This is a genomic window from Cnuibacter sp. UC19_7, assembly GCF_042699995.1.
Classification (GTDB): Bacteria; Actinomycetota; Actinomycetes; order Actinomycetales; family Microbacteriaceae; genus Cnuibacter.
The window spans coordinates 2,533,293-2,553,474 of record NZ_CP170560.1 but is presented as its reverse complement, the minus strand read 5'-3'; the positions used below and the strand labels follow the sequence as shown (position 1 = coordinate 2,553,474).

Annotated in this window: 19 protein-coding genes; 8 read left to right on the top strand and 11 right to left on the bottom strand. The window is 67.2% G+C overall.

The window, feature by feature from the left end:
* The 5 genes from ACFJGV_RS12200 to dnaA all read right to left on the bottom strand — a co-directional run bounded on the left by ACFJGV_RS12200 (window position 1) and on the right by dnaA (window position 5,618).
* Window positions 1-486 (bottom strand): DUF721 domain-containing protein, encoded by a 486-nt coding sequence (locus ACFJGV_RS12200; RefSeq protein WP_378144212.1) that lies wholly within the window; start codon window positions 484-486, stop codon window positions 1-3.
* Window positions 479-1,660 carry a DNA replication/repair protein RecF gene (gene recF / locus ACFJGV_RS12195; RefSeq protein WP_378144211.1) on the bottom strand — a complete coding sequence of 394 codons (1,182 nt, stop codon included), beginning with the start codon at window positions 1,658-1,660 and terminating at the stop codon, window positions 479-481. Before recF ends, ACFJGV_RS12200 begins: the two co-directional genes overlap by 8 nt.
* An 8-nt stretch (window positions 1,661-1,668) precedes the next feature.
* A complete protein-coding gene (gnd, locus tag ACFJGV_RS12190; protein ID WP_378144210.1) occupies window positions 1,669-2,556 on the bottom strand; it encodes a phosphogluconate dehydrogenase (NAD(+)-dependent, decarboxylating) in 888 nt (295 codons plus the stop codon).
* 55 nt (window positions 2,557-2,611) lie between these two features.
* Window positions 2,612-3,757: a DNA polymerase III subunit beta gene (dnaN, locus tag ACFJGV_RS12185; protein ID WP_378144209.1), complete on the bottom strand. Its 1,146-nt coding sequence runs from the start codon at window positions 3,755-3,757 to the stop codon at window positions 2,612-2,614.
* A gap of 403 nt (window positions 3,758-4,160) precedes the next feature.
* On the bottom strand, window positions 4,161-5,618 hold the full coding sequence (gene dnaA / locus ACFJGV_RS12180; protein ID WP_378144208.1) for a chromosomal replication initiator protein DnaA: 1,458 nt from the start codon (window positions 5,616-5,618) through the stop codon (window positions 4,161-4,163).
* A gap of 333 nt (window positions 5,619-5,951) precedes the next feature.
* Between dnaA and rpmH the strand changes: the two genes are divergently transcribed.
* The 8 genes from rpmH to ACFJGV_RS12140 all read left to right on the top strand — a co-directional run bounded on the left by rpmH (window position 5,952) and on the right by ACFJGV_RS12140 (window position 12,516).
* The gene (gene rpmH, locus ACFJGV_RS12175; protein WP_378144207.1) at window positions 5,952-6,089 is read left to right on the top strand and encodes a 50S ribosomal protein L34; all 138 of its coding nucleotides are present in this window, start codon (window positions 5,952-5,954) and stop codon (window positions 6,087-6,089) included.
* 30 nt (window positions 6,090-6,119) lie between these two features.
* Entirely contained in the window at window positions 6,120-6,458 is a 339-nt protein-coding gene (gene rnpA, locus ACFJGV_RS12170) for a ribonuclease P protein component (RefSeq protein ID WP_378144206.1), read from the top strand.
* Window positions 6,455-6,766, top strand: coding sequence for a membrane protein insertion efficiency factor YidD (yidD, locus tag ACFJGV_RS12165; protein ID WP_378144205.1), 312 nt, complete (start codon window positions 6,455-6,457; stop codon window positions 6,764-6,766). Before rnpA ends, yidD begins: the two co-directional genes overlap by 4 nt.
* 17 nt (window positions 6,767-6,783) lie before the next feature.
* A complete protein-coding gene (gene yidC, locus ACFJGV_RS12160; protein WP_378148719.1) occupies window positions 6,784-7,743 on the top strand; it encodes a membrane protein insertase YidC in 960 nt (319 codons plus the stop codon).
* A gap of 26 nt (window positions 7,744-7,769) precedes the next feature.
* Window positions 7,770-8,279: a protein jag gene (locus ACFJGV_RS12155; RefSeq protein ID WP_378148718.1), complete on the top strand. Its 510-nt coding sequence runs from the start codon at window positions 7,770-7,772 to the stop codon at window positions 8,277-8,279.
* Between the two features lie 2 nt (window positions 8,280-8,281).
* The gene (gene rsmG, locus ACFJGV_RS12150) at window positions 8,282-8,917 is read left to right on the top strand and encodes a 16S rRNA (guanine(527)-N(7))-methyltransferase RsmG (protein ID WP_378148716.1); all 636 of its coding nucleotides are present in this window, start codon (window positions 8,282-8,284) and stop codon (window positions 8,915-8,917) included.
* Between the two features lie 1,681 nt (window positions 8,918-10,598).
* The gene (locus tag ACFJGV_RS12145; RefSeq protein WP_378144204.1) at window positions 10,599-11,507 is read left to right on the top strand and encodes a ParA family protein; all 909 of its coding nucleotides are present in this window, start codon (window positions 10,599-10,601) and stop codon (window positions 11,505-11,507) included.
* A complete protein-coding gene (locus ACFJGV_RS12140) occupies window positions 11,497-12,516 on the top strand; it encodes a ParB/RepB/Spo0J family partition protein (protein ID WP_378144203.1) in 1,020 nt (339 codons plus the stop codon). The genes ACFJGV_RS12145 and ACFJGV_RS12140 overlap by 11 nt, the downstream gene beginning before the upstream one ends.
* Here ACFJGV_RS12140 and ACFJGV_RS12135 read toward each other — a convergent pair.
* From ACFJGV_RS12135 to ACFJGV_RS12110, 6 genes are all read right to left on the bottom strand, one after another.
* Window positions 12,513-13,487, bottom strand: a complete 975-nt coding sequence (locus tag ACFJGV_RS12135; protein ID WP_378144202.1) for a D-alanine--D-alanine ligase — start codon at window positions 13,485-13,487, stop codon at window positions 12,513-12,515. The two genes, ACFJGV_RS12140 and ACFJGV_RS12135, sit on opposite strands and share 4 nt — an antisense overlap.
* Window position 13,488: 1 nt before the next feature.
* Complete coding sequence (locus tag ACFJGV_RS12130) at window positions 13,489-14,820, bottom strand: PLP-dependent aminotransferase family protein (protein WP_378144201.1); 1,332 nt, start codon at window positions 14,818-14,820, stop codon at window positions 13,489-13,491.
* A 138-nt stretch (window positions 14,821-14,958) separates the two neighbouring features.
* Window positions 14,959-15,282 (bottom strand): thioredoxin, encoded by a 324-nt coding sequence (gene trxA / locus ACFJGV_RS12125; protein WP_114703554.1) that lies wholly within the window; start codon window positions 15,280-15,282, stop codon window positions 14,959-14,961.
* 56 nt (window positions 15,283-15,338) lie between these two features.
* Window positions 15,339-16,325: a thioredoxin-disulfide reductase gene (gene trxB, locus ACFJGV_RS12120; RefSeq protein ID WP_378144199.1), complete on the bottom strand. Its 987-nt coding sequence runs from the start codon at window positions 16,323-16,325 to the stop codon at window positions 15,339-15,341.
* Between the two features lie 118 nt (window positions 16,326-16,443).
* The gene (gene murJ / locus ACFJGV_RS12115) at window positions 16,444-18,078 is read right to left on the bottom strand and encodes a murein biosynthesis integral membrane protein MurJ (RefSeq protein WP_378144198.1); all 1,635 of its coding nucleotides are present in this window, start codon (window positions 18,076-18,078) and stop codon (window positions 16,444-16,446) included.
* Complete coding sequence (locus ACFJGV_RS12110; protein WP_378144197.1) at window positions 18,075-20,165, bottom strand: DUF6049 family protein; 2,091 nt, start codon at window positions 20,163-20,165, stop codon at window positions 18,075-18,077. The genes murJ and ACFJGV_RS12110 overlap by 4 nt, the downstream gene beginning before the upstream one ends.
* Window positions 20,166-20,182: the final 17 nt, after the last annotated feature.

Genomic DNA, 20,182 nt, shown 5'->3' with positions numbered 1-20,182 from the left:
TCAGCCGTAGGTGTCGCGAGGACCACGCCCTGGAATCGATCTGGAGCCTCGTTTCCAGGTGGGGGCGTGGGGTGCTTCGAAGCGGATGGATTCGATGCCCGCATCGGGGTATCGCTGGGCGATGCTCCCCATGAGGTGCGAGCGCATCGTGCGCAGCTGGGTCGCCCATGCCGTCGAGTCGCACTGGATGGTGAGCACGGAGTCGGTCACGCCCATCGGCCGCGAGTGCTCGGCCGTCTCAGGGCCCGCGATCTCGGCCCAGTCGAGCATGATGTCGGACTTCGCCAGGGCGGCGGTCCACCCGAGCTCCTGGGAGAGGTTGTCGACGACGTCGCCGAGCGGCCGGGGATCGCGGCCGCGGCCGTACGGCATGTTGGTGCCGTCGTCGTCGACCTCGCGCGTGCGGATGCCGCGCCGCGGCCGGCGGACGGGCGCCCCGGCCAGCGACTCCTTGAGTCGGAGGTAGACGTTCTGCGACTCAGTCATCGGCGGCCGCCCTCTCCACGATGGCGCCGGCGTCCACGTGCACGGTGTGCGCGGTGAGCTCCTTCGGCACGTCGTCGTAGACCGCCGCGGTGATGAGGACCTGCTCGTAGTCGAGCACCGCTTCGGCGAGGCGCGCCCGCCGACCCGAGTCGAGCTCGGCGAACACGTCGTCGAGGATGACGACCGGATCGCCGAGGAGCGACTCGGTGCGCAGCAGATCGGCGCTGGCGAGCCTGAGCGACAACGCGAACGACCATGACTCCCCGTGGCTGGCGTACCCCTTCGCCGGAAGTCCGTTGAGGGTGAAGAGCACATCGTCGCGGTGCGGACCGCAGAGCGTGACGCCGCGATCGCGCTCGGCACGCCGCACGCGCTCGAGACCGGCACGGAACAGGGCGCGCAGGTCGTCGATCGAGGAGTCGACGTCGCCGAGCGGGCCGGACTCGCCGTCGGTGTCATCCGCATCCGGATGGTCGGCGAGCACACTCAGCACCACGCCGAGCGCCGGCTCCTGATCGGTGCCCGCCACCGCCTGGTAAGCCGAGCGCACGCGGGGGCCGAGGGCGGCGATGACGGCGATGCGCTCCTTCATGATCTCGGCGCCCAGCTCGACGAGCCTGTCGTTCCACACCTCGAGGGTGGGCAGCGTCTCGGCCTTCAGCCCGGATGCGCGCGCCGACTTCAGCAGGGCGTTGCGCTGGCGGAGCACCCGGTCGTAGTCGGAGAGCACCCCGGAGAGTCGGGGACTCCGTTGCACGAGGAGCCCGTCGACGAAGCGCCGCCTCGTCGAGGGCTCGCCGCGGACCAGGGCGAGATCCTCGGGAGCGAACAGCACGCTCGCCGCGTAGCGCGGCAGCTCGCGCGGCTTGATCGCCGCGCGGTTCACCTGCGCGCGGTTCGCCCCCGTCCGGTTGATCTGCACCTCGACCAGCAGCTCACGCTGCTCGTGCGTCAGCTTCGCCCTGATCACCGCCGACTCGCATCCGCTGCGGATGAGCGCCTGATCGCTCGAGACCCGGTGCGATCCGACCGTGGCCAGGTACCCGACCGCCTCGACGAGGTTGGTCTTGCCCTGCCCGTTGCGGCCGACGAACAGGTTCGCGCCGCGCTCGAGCGCCACATCCGCCGTGCGGTAGTTGCGGAAGTCGGTGAGCTGGAGGTGACTGACGTGCACTCAGGCGATCAGTCGAGCTCTTTGACGGCATGGCCGCCGAACTGGTTGCGCAGGGCCGCCACGGCCTTCATCGAGGGCGAGTCCTCCTGGCGCGAGACGAAGCGGGCGAAGATCGACGCGCTGATGGCGGGCATCGGCACGGCGTTCTCGATCGCCTCCTCGAGCGTCCAGCGGCCCTCGCCCGAATCCTCGACGTAGCCCTGGATGTCGTGGAACTCCGGGTCGGCCTCGAGGGCACGGACGAGGAGCTCGAGCAGCCACGACCGCACGACGGTGCCGCGCTGCCATGCCTTGAACGTGCCCGTGACGTCCTTGATGATGTCCTTCTTGGCGTCGAGCAGCTCGTAGCCCTCGGCGTAGGCCTGCATGATGCCGTACTCGATGCCGTTGTGCACCATCTTGGCGTAGTGGCCGGCGCCGACCTCGCCCGCGTGCACGAAGCCCTCGTCGCGCGGACCCTCAGGACGGAGCGCGTCGAAGATCGGCATCGCCCGCTCGACGTTCTCGGCGGTGCCGCCGACCATCAGGCCATAGCCGTTCTCGAGGCCCCAGACGCCGCCCGAGACACCGGCATCCATGAACTGGATGCCCTTGGGGGCGAGGAACTCGGAGTGCTTGAAGTCCTCGGTCCACTTCGAGTTGCCGCCGTCGATGATGAGGTCGCCCTCGTCGAGCACCTCGGACAGGTCGTGGACCACGCTGTCGGTGATCTGGCCGGCCGGGACCATCACCCAGACGATGCGCGGCGCGGGGAGAGCCGCGGCGAGCGCCGCGAGATCCGGGACGTCGGTGACGGCGGGGTTCTGGTCGTAGCCGGTCACCTCGATGCCGGCGTTGCGCAGACGGGTGCGCATGTTGTTGCCCATCTTGCCGAGTCCGATGAGACCGATCTGCATGAACCTTCTCCTTGTTCGAGGGGTGACGAGTTCGACGTGTGTGGAGGGGTGGGGGTCAGCGGAGCAGCAGGTTGGGCTGCAGCAGGTAGCGGTAGTCGTCGGACCCCGGCTGATCCTTCGAGGACTGGCTCGTGATCAGCACCGGGCCGGGCTTGTTGGGGTTGTCGGTCTTCGTGAACGAGATCCGCACGAACTCGGAGTGGACGGCGCCGAGGCCGTCGAGCAGGAACTGCGGCTTGAGCGAGACCACGGTGTCCTCCCCGGTGAGGAGAGCGTCGATCGTCTCGGACGCCTGCGCCTGCTCGGAGCCGATCGCCTCGAGCGTCACGCCGTCGAGAGTGAAGCTGAAGCGCAGGGCCGCCTCGCGCTCGAGCACCAGCGAGACGCGCTTGACCGCCTCGATGAGCTCGGCGGTGTTCATGACGGCGTAGTTCTCGACGCTCTCGGGGAACAGGCGCTTGACCGGCGGGAAGTTGCCCTTGATCAGCAGCGTGGTCACGGTCTTGCGGTCGGCGCTGAAGGCGATGAGCTCGCGGTCATCGGTGCCGGTGATCGACACGGAGATGGTGCCGGCGTTGCCGAAGGTGCGGCCGACCTCGTGCAGGGTGCGCGCCGGCACCAGCGCGGTGGCCTGCTGCACACCGCCGTCGCTGCCGTCCCAGTCGATGTCGCGGACGGCGACGCGGTAGCGGTCGGTGGCGACGAGCGAGAGCGAGTTGTCGGCGATCTCGAGCTGCACACCCGTGATGACAGGGGTGACGTCGTCGCGGGAGGCGGCGACCGCGACCTGCGCGACGGCGCTCGAGAACGTGTCGGCCGGGAGCACACCGCTCTGCTCGCCCACCTGCGGCAGGCTCGGGTACTCCTCCACAGGCATGCTCAGCAGGGTGAAGCGGGCGGAACCGCAGCGCACGACGATGTGGGAGTCCTCGGTGGAGAACTGCACGGGGGCGTTGGGCAGCCGGGAGGCGATGTCGCTCAGCAGGCGTCCCGACACCAGGACGACGCCCGACTCCTCGACGTCGGCGGGGATCTGCGTCTGTGCAGACACCTCGTAGTCGAACGACGACAGCGTGAGCTCGCCGCCTTCAGCCTCGATGAGCACACCGCTCAGGATGGGGAGGGTGGTGCGCTGCGGAAGGAGCTTCACGGCGAACGAGACCGCCTCGCTGAAGACGTCTCGGTTTACTTGGAACTTCACGAAGTCACCTCTGAGTGCACGGTAGACGCTGGGTCGACCCATGCTATCTGGTGCGCCCGACCGGCGCGGGTCGGGTTCCACGATCCCCAAGGTTGTGGGGAGCCCTTAATCCAGAGAGAGATCTTTAATGGTGTTAACGGCTGTGGATATGTGGACAAATTCCGTCCTGCCGCGTGGATGCTCGAAACTACACGTCTGTAAGTTGTCGATGACGTGTGAATGGCGTGCCACACGGAGCGAACGGCGTCGGGCGCGATCGTGAACGGTTCCACAACTCGACGCATCCGACTCACAATTGTCATTCGGTTCTCCACAGGTTGTCCACACTGTGTGGAAACATGACGAAAGCCCCTCTTCCGGGCCTGTGGCGGCCGGATCCGGGGACGTCGTGCGGGGAGGGGCGTCAGGCGCCCTTGTAGCGCTGGTCGTGCTTGATGCGGTTGCTGATCTCGGTGACCTGGTTGTAGATCGAGCGCTTCTCCGTCATGAGCTTGCCGATCTTGTTGTTGGCGTACATGACCGTGGTGTGGTCTCGTCCGCCGAAGAGCTGGCCGATCTTGGGGAGGGAGAGGCTCGTCATCTCGCGGCACAGGTACATGGCGATCTGACGTGCCGTCGCGATGGCCTGAGACCTCGACGACCCGTAGAGGTCGTCGACGGAGAGCTTGAAGTACTCGGCGGTGTTGTTGATGATGTCGACCGGCGCGATGACGTTGTCGTCGTCGAGCGTGATGACGTCCTTCAGCACCGTCTGCACGAGCTGCATGTCGACCGGTGTGCGGTTGAGGCTCGCGAACGCGGTCACGCGGATGAGCGTGCCCTCGAGCTCGCGGACGTTCGACGAGACCTTCGACGCCATGAACTCGAGGATGTCGTCGGGCACACGGAGCCGCTCGCTCTGCGCCTTCTTCCTCAGGATCGCGATGCGAGTCTCGAGGTCGGGCGTCTGCACATCGGTGATGAGCCCCCACTCGAAGCGCGTGCGCATCCGATCCTCGAAGCCGGTGAGGTGCTTGGGCGGGAGGTCGGAGGTGATGACGACCTGCTTGTTGTGGTCGTGCAGGGTGTTGAAGGTGTGGAAGAACGCCTCCTGCGTCTCCGCTTTGCCCTGCAGGAACTGGATGTCGTCGATCAGAAGGAGGTCGATGTCGCGGTACCGCGAGTGGAAGGCTGCTCCGCGGTTGTTGGCGATCGAGTTGATGAAGTCGTTCGTGAACTCCTCGGAGCTCACGTATCGCACCCGCACCCCGGGGTAGAGGCTCATGGCGTAGTGGCCGATGGCGTGGAGGAGGTGCGTCTTGCCCAGGCCTGAGTCGCCGTAGATGAAGAGCGGGTTGTACGCCTTCGCCGGCGCCTCAGCGACCGCGACCGCGGCGGCGTGGGCGAAGCGGTTGGAGCCGCCGATGACGAAGTTGTCGAAGCTGTACTTCGGGTTGAGCCGGGTGTCGTTGTTGCGCTGCGGCCCGACCGCGGTCTCCTGGACGGGAGTAGGGAGTGCCTCCACATAGGCGGCCTCGGTCACGGCGACGGAGGGAACCTCGCCGCGAGCGGGGAGCGGGACCGAGGTCTCGGCGAGCCGGTATCCGTCGATCTCGGGATTCACCACGACGGCGAACGTGCTGACCCCGAGGTCGCCGTCGAGCGCGCTGAGCGCCTCGATGAGAGCGGGGCGGACGCGCTGTTCGAGCATGTCGCGCGTGAAGTCGTTGGGCACCTCGAGGTAGAAGGCGCCGCCCATGATGCCCTTGGGCACCACGAGCGAGAGGAAGCCCTTGAGCTGGGGGGTGATCCGCTCGTCGGCCGTGAGAGCGGTGAGGACGGTGCGCCAGTTGTCTTCGGTGGAATCTCCTACCTCAGCCAACGGAACTCCTGTCGAGACGACTGCCGAACGACGACGGCTGTCGCGTGCGAGATTGCGAACATTGCCAGTCGGTCAGCCCCCGGCTGGCAGCAACTGTGAGCACCTAAGCTAGCCACTGCCATGGTCGGTGGCAAGTTTGCGGTATTGACCGCAGGTGTGTCATACACAGGTGTTGTCCACAGGTGTGGACAACTGTGGACGGCACGGACATTTGACCATTCGGCGATGTGCACGTAGCTTTAATCAGTTGACTTATGGGTTCTGCCGAGCCCGTCCCCCTTTCTATTCGCCGGGTGAGCGTCTTGCGCCGTACCCGGACACGGAGAACGAATCATGAGCAAGCGAACCTTCCAGCCCAACAACCGCCGCCGCGCCAAGGTGCACGGCTTCCGCGCCCGCATGCGTACCCGTGCCGGCCGTGCCATCCTCTCGGCGCGCCGCACCAAGGGCCGCACCGAGCTCTCGGCCTAGTCCGGCCCCGGCCACCGACGGTGCGGAGCAGTGCTGGCGAGACGCAATCGACTCACCTCGGGTGAGGAGTACCGCTCCACTGTGAGGCGCGGGCGTCGCGTCGTCGGCTCTCACACCGTCACCTACATTCGCGCATCCGATTCGTCGGATGCGCGTTTCGGGTTCATCGTGGCGAAGAACGTGGGCGGAGCCGTGGTGAGGAACCAGGTTCGGCGCCGGCTGAAGGCTGCGAGCTACGAGTTGCTCTCGTCGACACCGGCCGGGCTCGACGTGGTCATCCGGGCCCTCCCCGAAGCTTCGTCCCAGCCTTACGGGGTACTGTTCGACGAACTCTCGACGTCGCTCAGAAAAGGATCAGTGCTCGCATGAGGATGCTGCTGACGACGATCCTCCTTCTGCCCCGCAATGTGGCCGTGCTCCTGCTCCGGGGTTACCGTGCGGTGATCTCTCCGCTCTACGGCGACGTCTGCCGGTACTACCCCTCGTGCTCGTCGTACACGCTCCAGGCGATCCAGACGCGCGGGCTCCTCGTGGGCACCGCGCTCGGCGTGTACCGCATCGCGCGTTGCCACCCCTGGGCGAAGGGCGGTGTCGACGACGTGCCGCCGGTGCGCCGTCCGCGCTACCGCACCACCTCGTTCGGCTTCGTCGTCTCAGCTAGCCACGGAAAGGGCTGACGCTCACCACCATGGAAATCCCCTTCATCGATACCATCCTCTGGCCCATCAAATGGGTGGTGGAGCTGATCCTCGTGGCCTGGCACTGGGTGTGGACGAGCATCGGGCTCGACCCGGCAGCCGGTCTCACCTGGGTGCTCTCGATCGTCGGCCTGGTGATCGTGGTGCGTGCTGCGCTGATCCCGATCTTCGTGAGGCAGATCAAGAGCCAGCGCAAGATGCTCGAGGTCGCGCCGCAGCTCAAGAAGATCCAGGACAAGTACAAGGGCAAGCGCGACCAGTTCTCTCGCGAGGCGATGTCGCGCGAGACCATGGAGCTCTACCGGCGTACCGGGACGAACCCGCTGTCGTCGTGTCTGCCGCTGCTGATCCAGATGCCGATCTTCTTCAGCCTCTTCTCGGTGCTGAACAATGCTCAGAAGGGCCAGGCCGGCGTCGGTCCGCTCAACGCTGACCTGGGCAAGCAGTTCGGTGATGCGACGCTGTTCGGCGTCGCCCCGCTGCACGACACCTTCATCGGATCGTGGAACGCGGGCGGCCCCTGGCAGGTCATGGTGATCGCGGGTCTCATGGTCATCCTCATGACGGCTTCGCAGTTCTACACGCAGCTGCAGATCATGGCGAAGAACCAGTCGCCGGAGGCCAAGGCGAGCCCGATGTACCGCCAGCAGCGCATCCTGCTCTACATCCTCCCCCTCGTCTTCGTCTTCTCTGGTGTCGCCTTCCCCCTCGGCGTGATGTTCTACTGGCTGACGTCGAACTTCTGGACCATGGGCCAGCAGTTCCTCGTGATCCGCAACATGCCGACGCCCGGCAGCGAGGCCGCGAAGGCTCGCGAGGCGCGCCTGGCCAAGAAGGGCAAGCTGGTGCAGAAGGACGATCCGGGCGTCGAGGAGATCGAGCAGCCGAAGCAGAGCACCCAGCGCCAGCAGCCCATCAGCAAGGCGCGAGCGAAGAAGCAGGGGGGTCAGAAGTGACCGAGACCGACGTGACGAAGAGCGGTATGACGAACACCGAGTCGACCGAGATCGACGTGCTGGTCGACGACCAGCCGGCGGGCGCGGCCCAGGATGACGGCGACATCGCCGCCGACTACATCGAGGAGCTCCTCGACATCTGCGACATCGACGGCGACATCGACATCGAGGTGCGCGATGGCCGCACGTACGTGTCGGTCGTGGCGGCGGGCGACAGCAACCTGCACGTCCTGTCGAACCCCGAGACCGTGACGGCGCTGCAGGAGCTCACCCGTCTCGCTGTGCAGGCGAAGACCGGCGAGTTCAGCCGTCTCATCCTCGACGTGGGGGGCAGCCGCGACGCGCGCCAGCGCGAGCTCGAGGTGATGGTCGACCGGGCCATCGGTCAGCTCGACGCCGGCGCCGAGGAGGCTCACCTCGAGCCCATGTCGTCGTACGAGCGCAAGCTGGTGCACGACATCGCCGCTGAGCGCGGGTTCGGCTCGGAGTCGGAGGGCGAGGGACGCGACCGCCACACGGTGATCACCCGCGCGTGAGCATGGACTCCCCCGCTGTCGAGGTCGAGTCGGAGCCCGAGGTGGCGGCTTCGCTCTTCGGCGACGGGATCGACAAGGCGCGTGCCTTCACCGCCGACCTGGCTGAGCGCGGGGAGACTCTCGGGCTGATCGGGCCGCTGGAGCTCCCCCGCTTGTGGAGCCGGCACATCGTCAACTGCGCGCTGCCCGCTCCCCTGTTCTCTGGGGGCACGTCCGTCGCCGACATCGGCAGTGGTGCCGGACTGCCCGGGGTGGTGTTGGCGATCGCGCGGCCCGATGTGTCCTTCACGTTGATCGAGCCGATGGAACGTCGGGTGGCGTGGCTCGAGGAGCAGAAGTCATTGCTCTCTCTCGAGAACGTGACGGTGGTGCGGGCGCGTGCGCAGGATGCGACGGGTTCATTCGACGTGGTGACGGCACGGGCGGTGAGTGCGTTCTCCAAGCTCGTCCCGATGACTGTTCCGCTGACGCGCGACGGCGGGCGGCTCGTGTTCATGAAGGGCGCGAACGCCGAGGCAGAGATCGCGGCAGCGTCGAAGGTGATCGCGCGGTTCCGTCTTCGGGATGTCGAGGTATCGGTGCTGGGCTCGGACCTGCCGGTCGAGCCGACGCGGGTGATCACCGCGGTGGTTCCGTAGGCTGTCTCCCCCTGGGGCTGACTCCGGAAACCTCAGCTCCTGCGAACTGACTCCGGGCTTTCGGCGGCGTGTTGCACCGGATCTCTGGAGTTGTCTCGAGGGTCCTGGCGTCGAAGACTGCCACACATCGGTTTCTGGAGAGGCATTCTGTGGTCGGAGGCTCGGATTTGGGCGCGCCGACGGTGTGAAGATCGCGCTGAGGATCGCTCCTGACGAACCGGAACAGGCCAGGTTCGCCGCCTGTAGAGAGTGTTTCACGTGAAACAAGCGCTCCTGCTGGTCAGTGGATGACGGTCGGACTCCTCCCCCGCTGGTTGTGAGGACAGTCAGTCGCGGATCACTTCCGATGCGATGCGGAGTATGGGGCTTCGCCGGGTCGTCACAGATCGAACCGACTCCCCGCTCCGGTCGAACGTTTCACGTGAAACATCGGCGGCCTCCGTGTCCATGTCGCGTAGGTTGATTGCGGTCGCCCAGCACTCGTCATGACCATCGCCATGCCTTGAGGGGGACGCCATGGGCTGAACCTGACCAACCATTGCGCCGGTATGAACCTCTCGGTCTCAGAGGCCGTCCGGAAGGCCAAACCCTCGGGGTTCGGCAGAACGTGCACTTGAGAAATCCCGACCCAACCACGCCGCAGATCTGGCGGCGATAGGGAGGGGGTTGCCTATGCGATGACGTCTCGCCTCGGACGGCTGTTCATCGGGAGCGCAAAGGGCTTCGGTGGTGTGGAGCGCCGGGATGTTTCACGTGAAACGTCCATCTCACAACGTGCCGTGATGGTCCGCAGAGGAGGGAATGGGCTCGAGACCAGACGCCGATTCGTCAGGATTCTGACGCCCGAGAGTCATCAAGGGTGCGAAGCTCTCACTCGCCCCGGCTTCGACACTGATTGCGTCTTACGAGGCGGAGTCAGACCCCAATACCATCTACGCCCTCCGTGGAAATGAGGGCGACTACTCTCCCCCATCAATGGCACCGCAATCGAAAATGAGCTTCGAGATGGCCATCAATACCGCATCCGGCTCACGCCGAGCGATCTCGCCACATACGCGCGCTGCGACAGCACGAAGAACTCGCCACGCGCGTCCGGCCGTGGGGGAACGCCAGCGAGACCAAGGTGGCCGCCGGCACGGTTGTAAATGCCGGCCATGAATGCCCCCTGCTAGAAGGCGGGCCGGTCATGCACTCATCAGAGTGAGGACGCGACAAACGTCGGCGCGGTGGCGGCCCGATCAGCCCAGCAGTGTTGCCGCGCTCCGCCAGATCTGACAGAGTTCCGATGCGCTCGCGTCGAGGGTCCCGGATGAGGGATAGCTCCCGTCACGTGCGATCGCCGTGTGGACTTGCGCGACTCCGGTGTCGGTCGATGAGTGGCGATGATGTTCACGTGAAACGTCGGTCTCGCCGACCGAAATGCGGGGAAGTGGACGCATGTGGACGGACAAAGCGGTCCAGGATTTCGTAGATCGGTTCGTCAGGAGCCATTCTCCTGGGAATCGCGGACCACCCATCGCTGTCGTTCGGATCGAATGGACCTCTCGATCGCTCCTGAAGAGACGGTTGTGCGCCCGGAACGCTCCTGCGCACAGGTTCGTTGGATAGCATCGTAGGGCTCTGTGACCGAGTCGAGACCCGGATGTTTCACGTGAAACGTCGTGATGGAGAACCGCCCCGCATGCCGTCTGAATCAGCCTTCGACGAGACCACTCCCCTAGCGCGAGAACTCGCCGATCTCTCGGAGCGCAAACGACGACTGGCCGCACGTACTTTCCCCTTCCCTGAGAAGACGCGGATCTTCACGGTTGCGAACCAGAAGGGCGGCGTCGGCAAGACGACCACCACAGTGAACCTCGCTGCGGCTCTCGCGAAGCACGGCGCCACTGTCCTCGTGATCGATCTCGATCCCCAAGGCAATGCTTCGACAGCCCTCGGGATCGAGCGGCGCGCTGACACCCCGAGCATCTACGACGTCTTGATCCACGACGACGACGTTGCCGACGTGGTGGCGAAGAGCCCCGAGTTCGACACCCTGTGGTGTCTTCCCTCGAACATCAATCTCGCCGGCGCCGAGATCGAGCTCGTCCCGATGGTGGCGCGTGAGCAGAGGCTCCGCACGGCGTTGGACGAGTACATCCAGAAGCGCGCCGCCGAGGGTGATCCGCTGCACTACGTCTTCATCGACTGCCCGCCGTCGCTCGGTCTGCTCACGATCAACGCCTTCGTCGCGGCCCGCGAGGTGCTCATCCCGATCCAGTGCGAGTACTACGCGCTCGAGGGCCTGAGCCAGTTGCTCAGCAACATCCAGCTGATCGAGCGTCATCTCAACCCCACGCTCGCGGTGAGCACGATCCTGCTGACGATGTACGACGCGCGTACCCGCCTCGCCTTCCAGGTGGCCGAGGATGTGCGCACGCACTTCCCGTCACAGACCCTCTCCACGGTGATCCCGCGCACGGTGCGGATATCCGAGGCACCGAGCTACGGCCAGACCGTCATCACCTTCGACCCGGGATCGACCGGATCCGTCTCCTACCTCGAGGCAGCAGGCGAGATCGCAGACAGAGGAGCAGCACATGGCCACTAAGAAGCGCACCGGGCTCGGCCGAGGGATCGGTGCCCTCATCCCGACCGAGCCCACGAGCAGCGACGGCAGTCGTCCGGTCGATGTCTTCTTCCCTGACACCCGTGCGGTGGCGGTCGAGACCGCGGTCCCCGGCATCACCGACGCGAATGCGACGACCGACAGCGGACCGGATCTGGTCGCGGTCCCCGGCGCACGCCTCGTGCAGCTGGACCCCGCGTCGATCGTCCCGAACGCGAAGCAGCCCCGGGCTGTCTTCGACGAGGATGACCTGCAGGAGCTCATCCACTCGGTGCGCGAGATCGGTGTGCTGCAGCCCATCGTGGTGCGTGAGCTGCCGAAGGACACGGGCACCGCAGGCGGGGAGCCCCGATACGAGCTCGTCATGGGCGAGCGTCGTCTCCGCGCCACGAAGGCGGCCGGGCTCGACCGCATCCCCGCCGTCGTCCGCGACACCGCCGACGAGGACATGCTGCGGGATGCGCTGCTCGAGAACCTGCACCGTTCGCAGCTGAACCCGCTCGAAGAGGCGAGTGCCTACCAGCAGATGATCGACGACTTCGGGATCACGCAGGACCAGCTCGCCGAGCGCATCGGTCGGTCGCGTCCTCAGATCACCAACACGATCCGTCTGCTCCGCCTCCCCCCGGAGGTGCAGAAGCGCGTCGCCGCCGGAGTGCTCAGTGCCGGCCACGCTCGGGCGGTGCTCTCCGTCGGTGATGTCGATGCGATGACCAAGCTCGCCGACAGGATCGTCAACGAGGAGCTCTCCGTCCGCGCAGCGGAAGCCCTCGCGGCAGAGACGCCGAAGCAGAACCGATCGAAGCCGACCGCCGGCGCGAAGCGCGGCCACCTGGATGAGATCGGCGACCGCCTGGGTGACAGACTCAACACCCGGGTGCGGGTGAGCCTGGGCCGCACGAAGGGTCAGATCGTGATCGACTTCGCGACGATCACCGATCTCAACCGCATCCTCGGCGAGATCGGCGAGGACGGTTTCGGCAGGTCCTAATCGAACGGACGCTCGCCGGAGTCGCGGATGGCGACCTCGGCGAGCGACTCGTACACCGTACCCAGGTCGAGCCCGGCTGCAGCGACAGCCTGGGGGACGATCGAAGTCTCGGTGAGCCCGGGCAGGACGTTCGCCTCGAGGAACCACGGCACACCCGCCTCATCGACGATGAAGTCGACTCGTGAGAGGTGTCGAAGTCCCAGGACCTCGTGGATGCGCAGGGCGGCATCGCTGACGGCCGCCGCCACCACGTCGTCGAGTCGGGCGGGCGTGAAGAAGCTGGTCTCGCCCGCGTTGTAGCGCGCCTCGAAGGAATAAACACCTGATCGGGGCACGATTTCGACCACGGGAAGAGCCCGAGCGCCATCGCCGAGGTCGAGGATGGCGACCGACACCTCGGTACCGGACACCTTGGACTCGATGAGCGCCGTCTCGACGTAGGTGAACGCGTCGACGATGGCACGGGGAAGCTCGTCCTCGGACTCGACCGACGTCACGCCCTGTGCCGATCCACCCGTGGCCGGCTTGACGACGACGGCACCGGGGAACGAAGCGTGTACTCGCGAGAGCACCTGGGCGCCCCCGAGCTCGCGGACGGAGTCCCTGGTGAGGGTCAGCGACTCGGGCGTGCTGAAGCCGGCCCGCGAGACGAGCACCTTCGCGACGGGCTTGTGCCAGGCGAGACGGGCAGCATCGGCGGTGGATCCCACGTACGGGACACCCTGCGCGGCGAGGAGCGCGCGGAGTGCGCCATCCTCACCACTCGCTCCGTGCAGCGCGGGCCACACCACGTCGGGCCGCGACTCCTCGAGGTACGGCAGGAGTGTCGCGTCGGGATCGCGCACGACGACTCGGTGGCCGCGGGCGGACAGGGCTTCGGCGACCCGACGTCCAGAGCGGAGGGAGACATCGCGCTCGTGCGAGATGCCTCCGGCGAGGACGAGAACCGTGCGGGGAGTGGTGGAGGTCATGTCAGTCCAGGTTCGGGGGCGGCGCGGAGAACGAGGTGGAGGCGGAGCGGAGCGGTGCGGGTGCTCCGGAGGAGAACGTGCGGACGAGATCGGTCTCGCCGCTGATCACGGTCTGCAGACGTCGGACCCCGACCCGGATCATCTCCGGCGTCGGATAGCAGAAGGAGAGTCGGATGTTGTCGTGCCCTCCCCCATCGGCGAAGAAGGCCGTGCCGGGGGTGTACGCGACGAGCTCCTTCACCGCTCGAGGCAGCATCTTCTTCGAGTCGAGGTACGGCGGGAGGGTGAGCCAGACATAGAAGCCGCCCTGAGGATCGGTCCATCGCAGCTCGGGCAGGTACTCCTGCAGCGCGGAGATCATCGCCTCCTTGCGCTCGCGGTACACGCCGCGGAAGCGGTCGACCTGAGCGCGCCAGTCCACCGTCTCGAGGTACTCCGAGATGACTAGTTGCGAGAACGACGACGGCGAGAGGATCGCCGCCTCATTGGCGAGGATGAGCTTCTCGCGGATGGCATGCGGGGCGACAGCCCATCCGACCCGGAAGCCCGGCGCGAACGTCTTCGAGAAGGTGCCCAGGTAGATGACCCCGTCCTCCTCGACCGAGCGCATCGCGGGCGGAGCGGGCGTGTCGAAGTGGAGCAGACCGTACGGGTTGTCCTCGAGCACGAGGATCCCGTTCTCGCGCGCGATCTCGAGGATCTCGAGTCGGCGCTCCCAGGTGAGCGTCACTCCCCCGGGGTTCTGGAACGACGGGATCATGTAGAGCAGCTTCAGTCGCTTGCCCAGACCCTTGAGTCGGGCGATCTCCTCGCGGAGAGACTCCGGGATCATGCCGTCGTCGTCGCTCTTCACGTGGAACACGTCGGCCTGGAACGACTTGAAGATCACGATCGCCGTGAGATAGGTGGGCCCCTCGGCCAGCACAGCGTCGCCGGGATCGAGGAACAGCTTGCTGACCAGCTCGAGCGCGTGCTGCGATCCGGTGGTGATGACGACGTCATCGGCGCTGGCCCTGATGCCCTCCATCGACATGACGTCGAGGATCTGCTCCCGCAGGCGCGGAACGCCCTGGCCTGATCCGTACTGGAGCGCCACAGAGCCTCGCTCGGCCATCACCCGGTTGAACGACTCGGTCACGAGCTCCTGCGGAAGCGCGGAGACGGCCGGCATGCCGCCGGCGAGCGACACGACCTCGGGCCTCGACGCGACGGCGAACAGGGCGCGGACCTCGGAGGCGGCGAGCCCGGCGGTGCGGGCGGCGTAGTTGCCGTACCAGGGGTCGAGGTTGTTGCCCGAAGACTGCGTTGACGTGTGACTGCTCACTGCGCTCATCCCATGTTGACCGAGATCCCATGCTAGGGCAGACGAAAGTGGCCCGTGCACGAGGTGCGACGGGCCACTTGGATGCGCGTGGACGCCTCCGGCAGACGGCGCCGGGGACGCCGCGGAGCCGGCGCTGCCGGCGAGGAGTCAGATGAAGTCGGCGAGATCGGCCTCGAGGGCCGCCTTGGGCTTCGCGCCGATGATCGTCTTCACGACCTCACCGCCCTTGTAGACCTTGAGCGCCGGGATCGACGTGATCTGGTACTTCATGGCCGTCTCGGGGTTGTCGTCGACGTTGAGCTTGACGATCTCGATCTTGTCGCCGTGTTCGGCCGAGATCTGGTCGAGGATGGGGGCGACCGCACGACACGGGCCGCACCACTCGGCCCAGAAGTCGACCAGGATGGTCTTCTCGCTGCCGAGGACGTCGGAGGCGAAGCTGGCGTCGGTGACTGCCTTTGCGTTGGACATGATTCCTTCTCTCTGATGGTCTCTGATGCTCGTGACTCGAGGGGTGACGTGGTCGCCTACTCGGCGCTGACCAGCTGCTCTGCCTCGAGGGGGATGCCCGCGGCCTTCTCGACCTCGATCTGGTCGAGGGCGGCGAGGAAGTGCTCGGCGTCGAGAGCAGCGACGGTGCCGGATGCGGCGGCGGTCACCGCCTGGCGGTAGCTCGGGTCGATGACGTCGCCCGCGGCGAACACACCGCGGAGGTTGGTCTTCGAGGAGCGACCCTCGACGGCGATGGTGCCCTCGGCCGTGAGGTCGAGCTGACCGTGCACGAGGTGGACGCGGGGGTCGTTGCCGATCGCGACGAACAGGCCCTGCACGGGGAGCTCTCGGATCTCGCCGGTGATGGTGTCGCGCAGCGTGAGCGCTTCGACGGCGTTCTCGCCCGTGATGCCCGCGACCTCGGAGTTCCAGACGAACTCGATCTTGTCGTTCGTCATCGCGCGCTCCTGCATGATCTTCGAGGCGCGCAGGGAGTCCTTGCGGTGCACGACGTAGACCTTCTCGGCGAAGCGGGTGAGGAACGTCGCCTCCTCCATCGCCGAGTCGCCGCCACCGACGACGGCGATGGTCTTGCCCTTGAAGAAGAACCCATCGCAGGTGGCACACCACGAGACGCCGCGGCCCGACAGGCGCTCCTCGTCGGGCAGACCGAGCTTGCGGTAGGCCGAACCGGTGGCGAAGATCAGCGCGCGGGAGTCGTACGATCCGCTGTAGCCGGTCTCGACGTGCTTGACGTCGCCGGTGATGTCGAGGCTGGTCACGTCGTCGAGGATGACCTCGGCGCCGAACTTCTCGGCCTGCTCCTGGAGCTTCGACATGAGGTCGGGTCCCATCACGCCCTCGGGGAAGCCCGGGAAGTTCTCGACCTCGGTGGTGTTCATCAGGTCGCCGCCGGCCTCGACGCTGGACGCGAGCACCACAGGCTTCAGGCCGGCGCGGGCCGCGTAGATCGCAGCGGTGTATCCGGCGGGGCCGGAGCCGATGATGACGATGTCGCGCATGTGAGTCCTACTCCTCGTGGAGACCACGGATGTGCAGACCGCGGGTACGCGGTCCTCGTGCAGTAGAACACATCCTAATCTCGCGCTATTCCGCCGATGGCGGACGCTCGGCGCGCCTTCAGGAGGCGTCGGGGCGGCCCCGGCGGACGCGCGACATGACGAGCCTGCGGGCCTCGTGCACCTCCGGCGAGCGGAGGGCGAGGAGGGTGCCGACGTACACCGCGAGCATCACCGCTCCGACGATGACCATCGTGAGGATGGGGGTGACGAATCCGGAGGTCGTGAAGTCGAGTCCGAAGGCCAGCTGCAGCCCGAGCAGGACGCCCACGCCGATCACACCCGCGGGGATCGCGCCGATGACGAAGCGCCCGAGGCTCACCGCGATGCCCCGTCCACCGTGCCCACCGAGCTTGCGGCGGATGAGGATGGCGGCGACTACGGTCTGGACACCGGTGGCGAACGAGAGGGAGAGGGCGAGCCCCACGGCGATCCACTCGACCGGGAGCAGTGAGCAGAGCAGCGCGAGCCCGGTGAACAGGACGGCCTGGAGCACCTGCAGGAAGAACGGCGTCTTGGTGTCGCTGAGTGAGTAGTACACCCGCTGCAGCACGAAGAGCACGCTGAACGGCAGCAGCCCGACGAGGAACGCGATCAGCACGTTGCCCATGCTGACGGTATTGGCGTAGGTCGAGTTGAAGAGGCTGGTGAAGGGGTAGGCCACGACGGCGAGGACCATCGCGCTCAGCACCATGAACGCCGAGGTGGTGCGGATGGTCGCCGACACGTCGGTGCGGAGGGCGGTGACGTCGCCTGCGGAGGCATGGGCGCTCATCCGCGTGAAGTAGGCGGTGACCAGCGACACCGTGACGAGCGAGTGCGGCAGCATGAAGATGAGCCAGGCGTACTGCACGGAGGCGACCGACGAGCCGTCGCCCGAGGCGAGCGCCGCGATGTTCGTCTCGACCAGACCCGCCGCCTGTGTCACGAGCAGCATCCCGAAGGTCCATCCGGCGAGCCTGCCCGCGGCGCCGAGGCCCACACCGCGCCACCGGAAGTCGGGGCGGAAGCGGATGCCGACACGACGCCACGACACGAACAGGATGAGCGCCTGCGCGGCCACCGCGAGCGTGGTCGACCCGCCCAGCAGGGTGATCATGCCCGGCGACCAGTCGGAGACCGACCTGACCCCCTCGGAGTCGGCGCCGAAGATGAGCATGAAGGCGATGAGGCCGGCGATCGACACGACGTTGTTGAGCACGGGCGCCCAGGTGAACGGGCCGAACGCGCTCTTGGCGTTGAGAACCTCCCCCAGCACCGTGTAGAGCCCGTAGAAGAAGATCTGGGGCAGGCACCAGTAGGCGAAGAAGATCGCGAGCGCCCGTTGATCGCTCGACCAGCTCGCCGCCGAGATGAAGACCAGCACCGGGGCCAACACCGTGGCCGCGAGCGTCGTCACCCCGAGGATCGCGATCGCGATCGTCAGAAGCTTGTTGATGTAGGCGCTGCCGCCGTCGGTGTGGGTCATCGCCCGCACGATCTGCGGCACGAGGATCGCCGACAGCGTGCCGCCGGCGATGATCGCGTAGATGTTGTTGGGCAGCTGGTTCGCGACCGCGAACGCATCCGCACTGGCGCTGCCCACCGCGCCGATGGTCGCCGCGAGCACTATCGAGCGGACGAAGCCCATGATGCGTGAGACGAAGGTGCCCGACGCGAGCAGCACGCTCGAGCGCCCGATGCTCGACGGGCTCACTCGGCGCCCTGCCCCTCGGAGGAGGCCAGCGCACGACGTCGGCGCCGCTTGATGACCTCGCGCGAGATCCCGATGCCGAAGAGCACCACGACCAGGCCTCCCGCGACTGCCGTGCCCACGGTCTCCCAGTCGGCACTCACCGTGACCTGCCGCGCCGGGGGCGACGACAGCACGGTGCCATCGGGAGCGAGGAGGTCGAGGCGCAGCAGCACCTGACCGTTCGCGACCTGGGCCTGCAGGGGGATCTTGACGCTCTTGCGCGAGCTCGCCTCGAGCGTCACGGCGGTGTCGGTCTGGCCGACCACGAGGCGTCCGTTCGAGGGGACGGCGTGGAGCACCACGTTCACGGGGTAGGGCAGGTCGTTGGCCAGGGTGATCGGCAGCTCCGACTGGTTGCTCACCATCGTGATGCTGGACCCGTCGACGATCTGCACCGACTGGAGTGTCTTGGTCGAGGCGCCGACGACGCCGGACGCGGCCTCGGCGAAGGCGTCGGGCTGATCGGCCCACGCGTTGGCGAGGGTGCTGAGGGCGACGGCACGGGCCCGGCCCTGGATCAGCTGGGGGTCTTCGAGGATGCTGGAGAACGTGTCGAGGGGCGGGAGGGTCGCGAGCACGGCCTGCACCTGCTGGATCCGCTCCGGCGACTCGGCGGCGTCGACGAGGGTCGCCGACGCGGAGGCACGGGAGACCGAGTCGGCGAGGTCGCTGAAGTCGGATGTCCCCGCCCACGGCGCGGTCTCGAGCGCGGAGAAGAGACGGTCGGTCGCGGTCGGCCGGGTGCTGTCTCGATCGAGCACGATGAGGGTGCCGCGGTCGCCCGTGGTGGCGGAGCGCTGGGCGTCGACTGCGAGCGCGGCCGAGAGGTCGGCGAGCGACTGGCCGCGGGTGACGTCGTCGGAGTCGCCCACCGCGCCCCGGGCGGCGACCGAGGCCGCACGGTCGGAGACGAGAACCGGGGTCTCGCCGACCAGGGCGGTGGAGCCGGCGTACTCGCCGCCGGTGGAGTCGGTGAGCTGACTGGACCCGATGAGGGGCGTGCCGAGCCCGGCCGCCTGGTAGACGCCGAGGTCGGTGGAGACGACGGTGCCGTCGCGCGGCCATGCCACACCGGTGGTCGTGTAGTCCCACGCCAGCAGCTGCTCCGTCGTGGGGACGCTGCCGGAGGCGAAGTCGTCCGGATCGAGCGCCCAGGCGAACGAGGTGGGCGTCAGGGGCGCGGACAGCCCCGCCTGCGCCTGAGCGGACAGGTCGGCGTCGCCGTACTGCAACGCGAACGTGTCGTTCGATGCGTCCGACAGGCGCTTGAGCCACGCGACCGCCGAGTCGGGCGCCTTCGTGCCGAGGGCCCGGATGGAGGCGATGATGCGCGGGTCGATGGCCAGGGCGACCGGGCGATCGGCGTACGCGTCGAGCAGAGCGGTGAGCACGCCGTCGCTCGCGGTGTACGTCTTCAGGTCGTCGCTGCTGATGAGCCCGGTCGTGACGGCGGGCACGGTGATCGGCGCGACGAGGGTGACGGGGTCGGCGGCGGGTGCCGCGCCCTGGTTCCACACCACGGCGGTGCGGCTCGACGCCTCGACCTCGCCGGAGACCGATACCTCGGCCGCGACGCCGTACGCACCCCAGTCGGTGAGGCCGAACGCGGTCGGATCGATCGTCATCGTGACGGAGTGGGTCGATCCCGAGGGCACGGCCGGCATCGGTGCGGATCCGATGGGCACGGTGGTCTCGGCGGTGCCGTCGGACGGGTTCAGCCACGCGGTCAGGGCGGCGTCGTCGGCGAGGCGGTCGCGATCGAGCTCGACCTCCACCGCACCGGACGGCAGGGGGGACGTGGTCCCGTTCGTCACCTGCACCTGGACCGTGTAAGGGGTTCCGGGAGTGACGACGCCGTTGGCCGACGGGGACACCTGGATCGACACCGTGCCGTCGTTCAGCGGCGTGGGTGACGCCGTCGCGCTCGGGACAGGGGTAGGGGTCGTGTCGGCGAGCGCGACACCAGGGGTCGCGAAGACCGCGCCGGCGACGAGGGCTGCAGCTGCGATCGCGGGCGCGACTCGAGGGGATCGGCGCGCTTCGTGCATGGGTGGGCTGGGACACC

Bases quoted from the DNA above. Each gene is read 5' to 3' on its own strand.
- ACFJGV_RS12200 (WP_378144212.1), bottom strand. From the start codon at position 486: ATGACTGAGTCGCAGAACGTCTACCTCCGACTCAAGGAGTCGCTGGCC.
- gnd (WP_378144210.1), bottom strand. From the start codon at position 2,556: ATGCAGATCGGTCTCATCGGACTCGGCAAGATGGGCAACAACATGCGC.
- rpmH (WP_378144207.1), top strand. From the start codon at position 5,952: ATGAGCAAGCGAACCTTCCAGCCCAACAACCGCCGCCGCGCCAAGGTG.
- yidD (WP_378144205.1), top strand. From the start codon at position 6,455: ATGAGGATGCTGCTGACGACGATCCTCCTTCTGCCCCGCAATGTGGCC.
- ACFJGV_RS12155 (WP_378148718.1), top strand. From the start codon at position 7,770: ATGACGAACACCGAGTCGACCGAGATCGACGTGCTGGTCGACGACCAG.
- rsmG (WP_378148716.1), top strand. From the start codon at position 8,282: ATGGACTCCCCCGCTGTCGAGGTCGAGTCGGAGCCCGAGGTGGCGGCT.
- ACFJGV_RS12145 (WP_378144204.1), top strand. From the start codon at position 10,599: ATGCCGTCTGAATCAGCCTTCGACGAGACCACTCCCCTAGCGCGAGAA.
- ACFJGV_RS12140 (WP_378144203.1), top strand. From the start codon at position 11,497: ATGGCCACTAAGAAGCGCACCGGGCTCGGCCGAGGGATCGGTGCCCTC.
- ACFJGV_RS12135 (WP_378144202.1), bottom strand. From the start codon at position 13,487: ATGACCTCCACCACTCCCCGCACGGTTCTCGTCCTCGCCGGAGGCATC.
- ACFJGV_RS12130 (WP_378144201.1), bottom strand. From the start codon at position 14,820: ATGAGCGCAGTGAGCAGTCACACGTCAACGCAGTCTTCGGGCAACAAC.
- trxA (WP_114703554.1), bottom strand. From the start codon at position 15,282: ATGTCCAACGCAAAGGCAGTCACCGACGCCAGCTTCGCCTCCGACGTC.
- trxB (WP_378144199.1), bottom strand. From the start codon at position 16,325: ATGCGCGACATCGTCATCATCGGCTCCGGCCCCGCCGGATACACCGCT.
- ACFJGV_RS12110 (WP_378144197.1), bottom strand. From the start codon at position 20,165: ATGCACGAAGCGCGCCGATCCCCTCGAGTCGCGCCCGCGATCGCAGCT.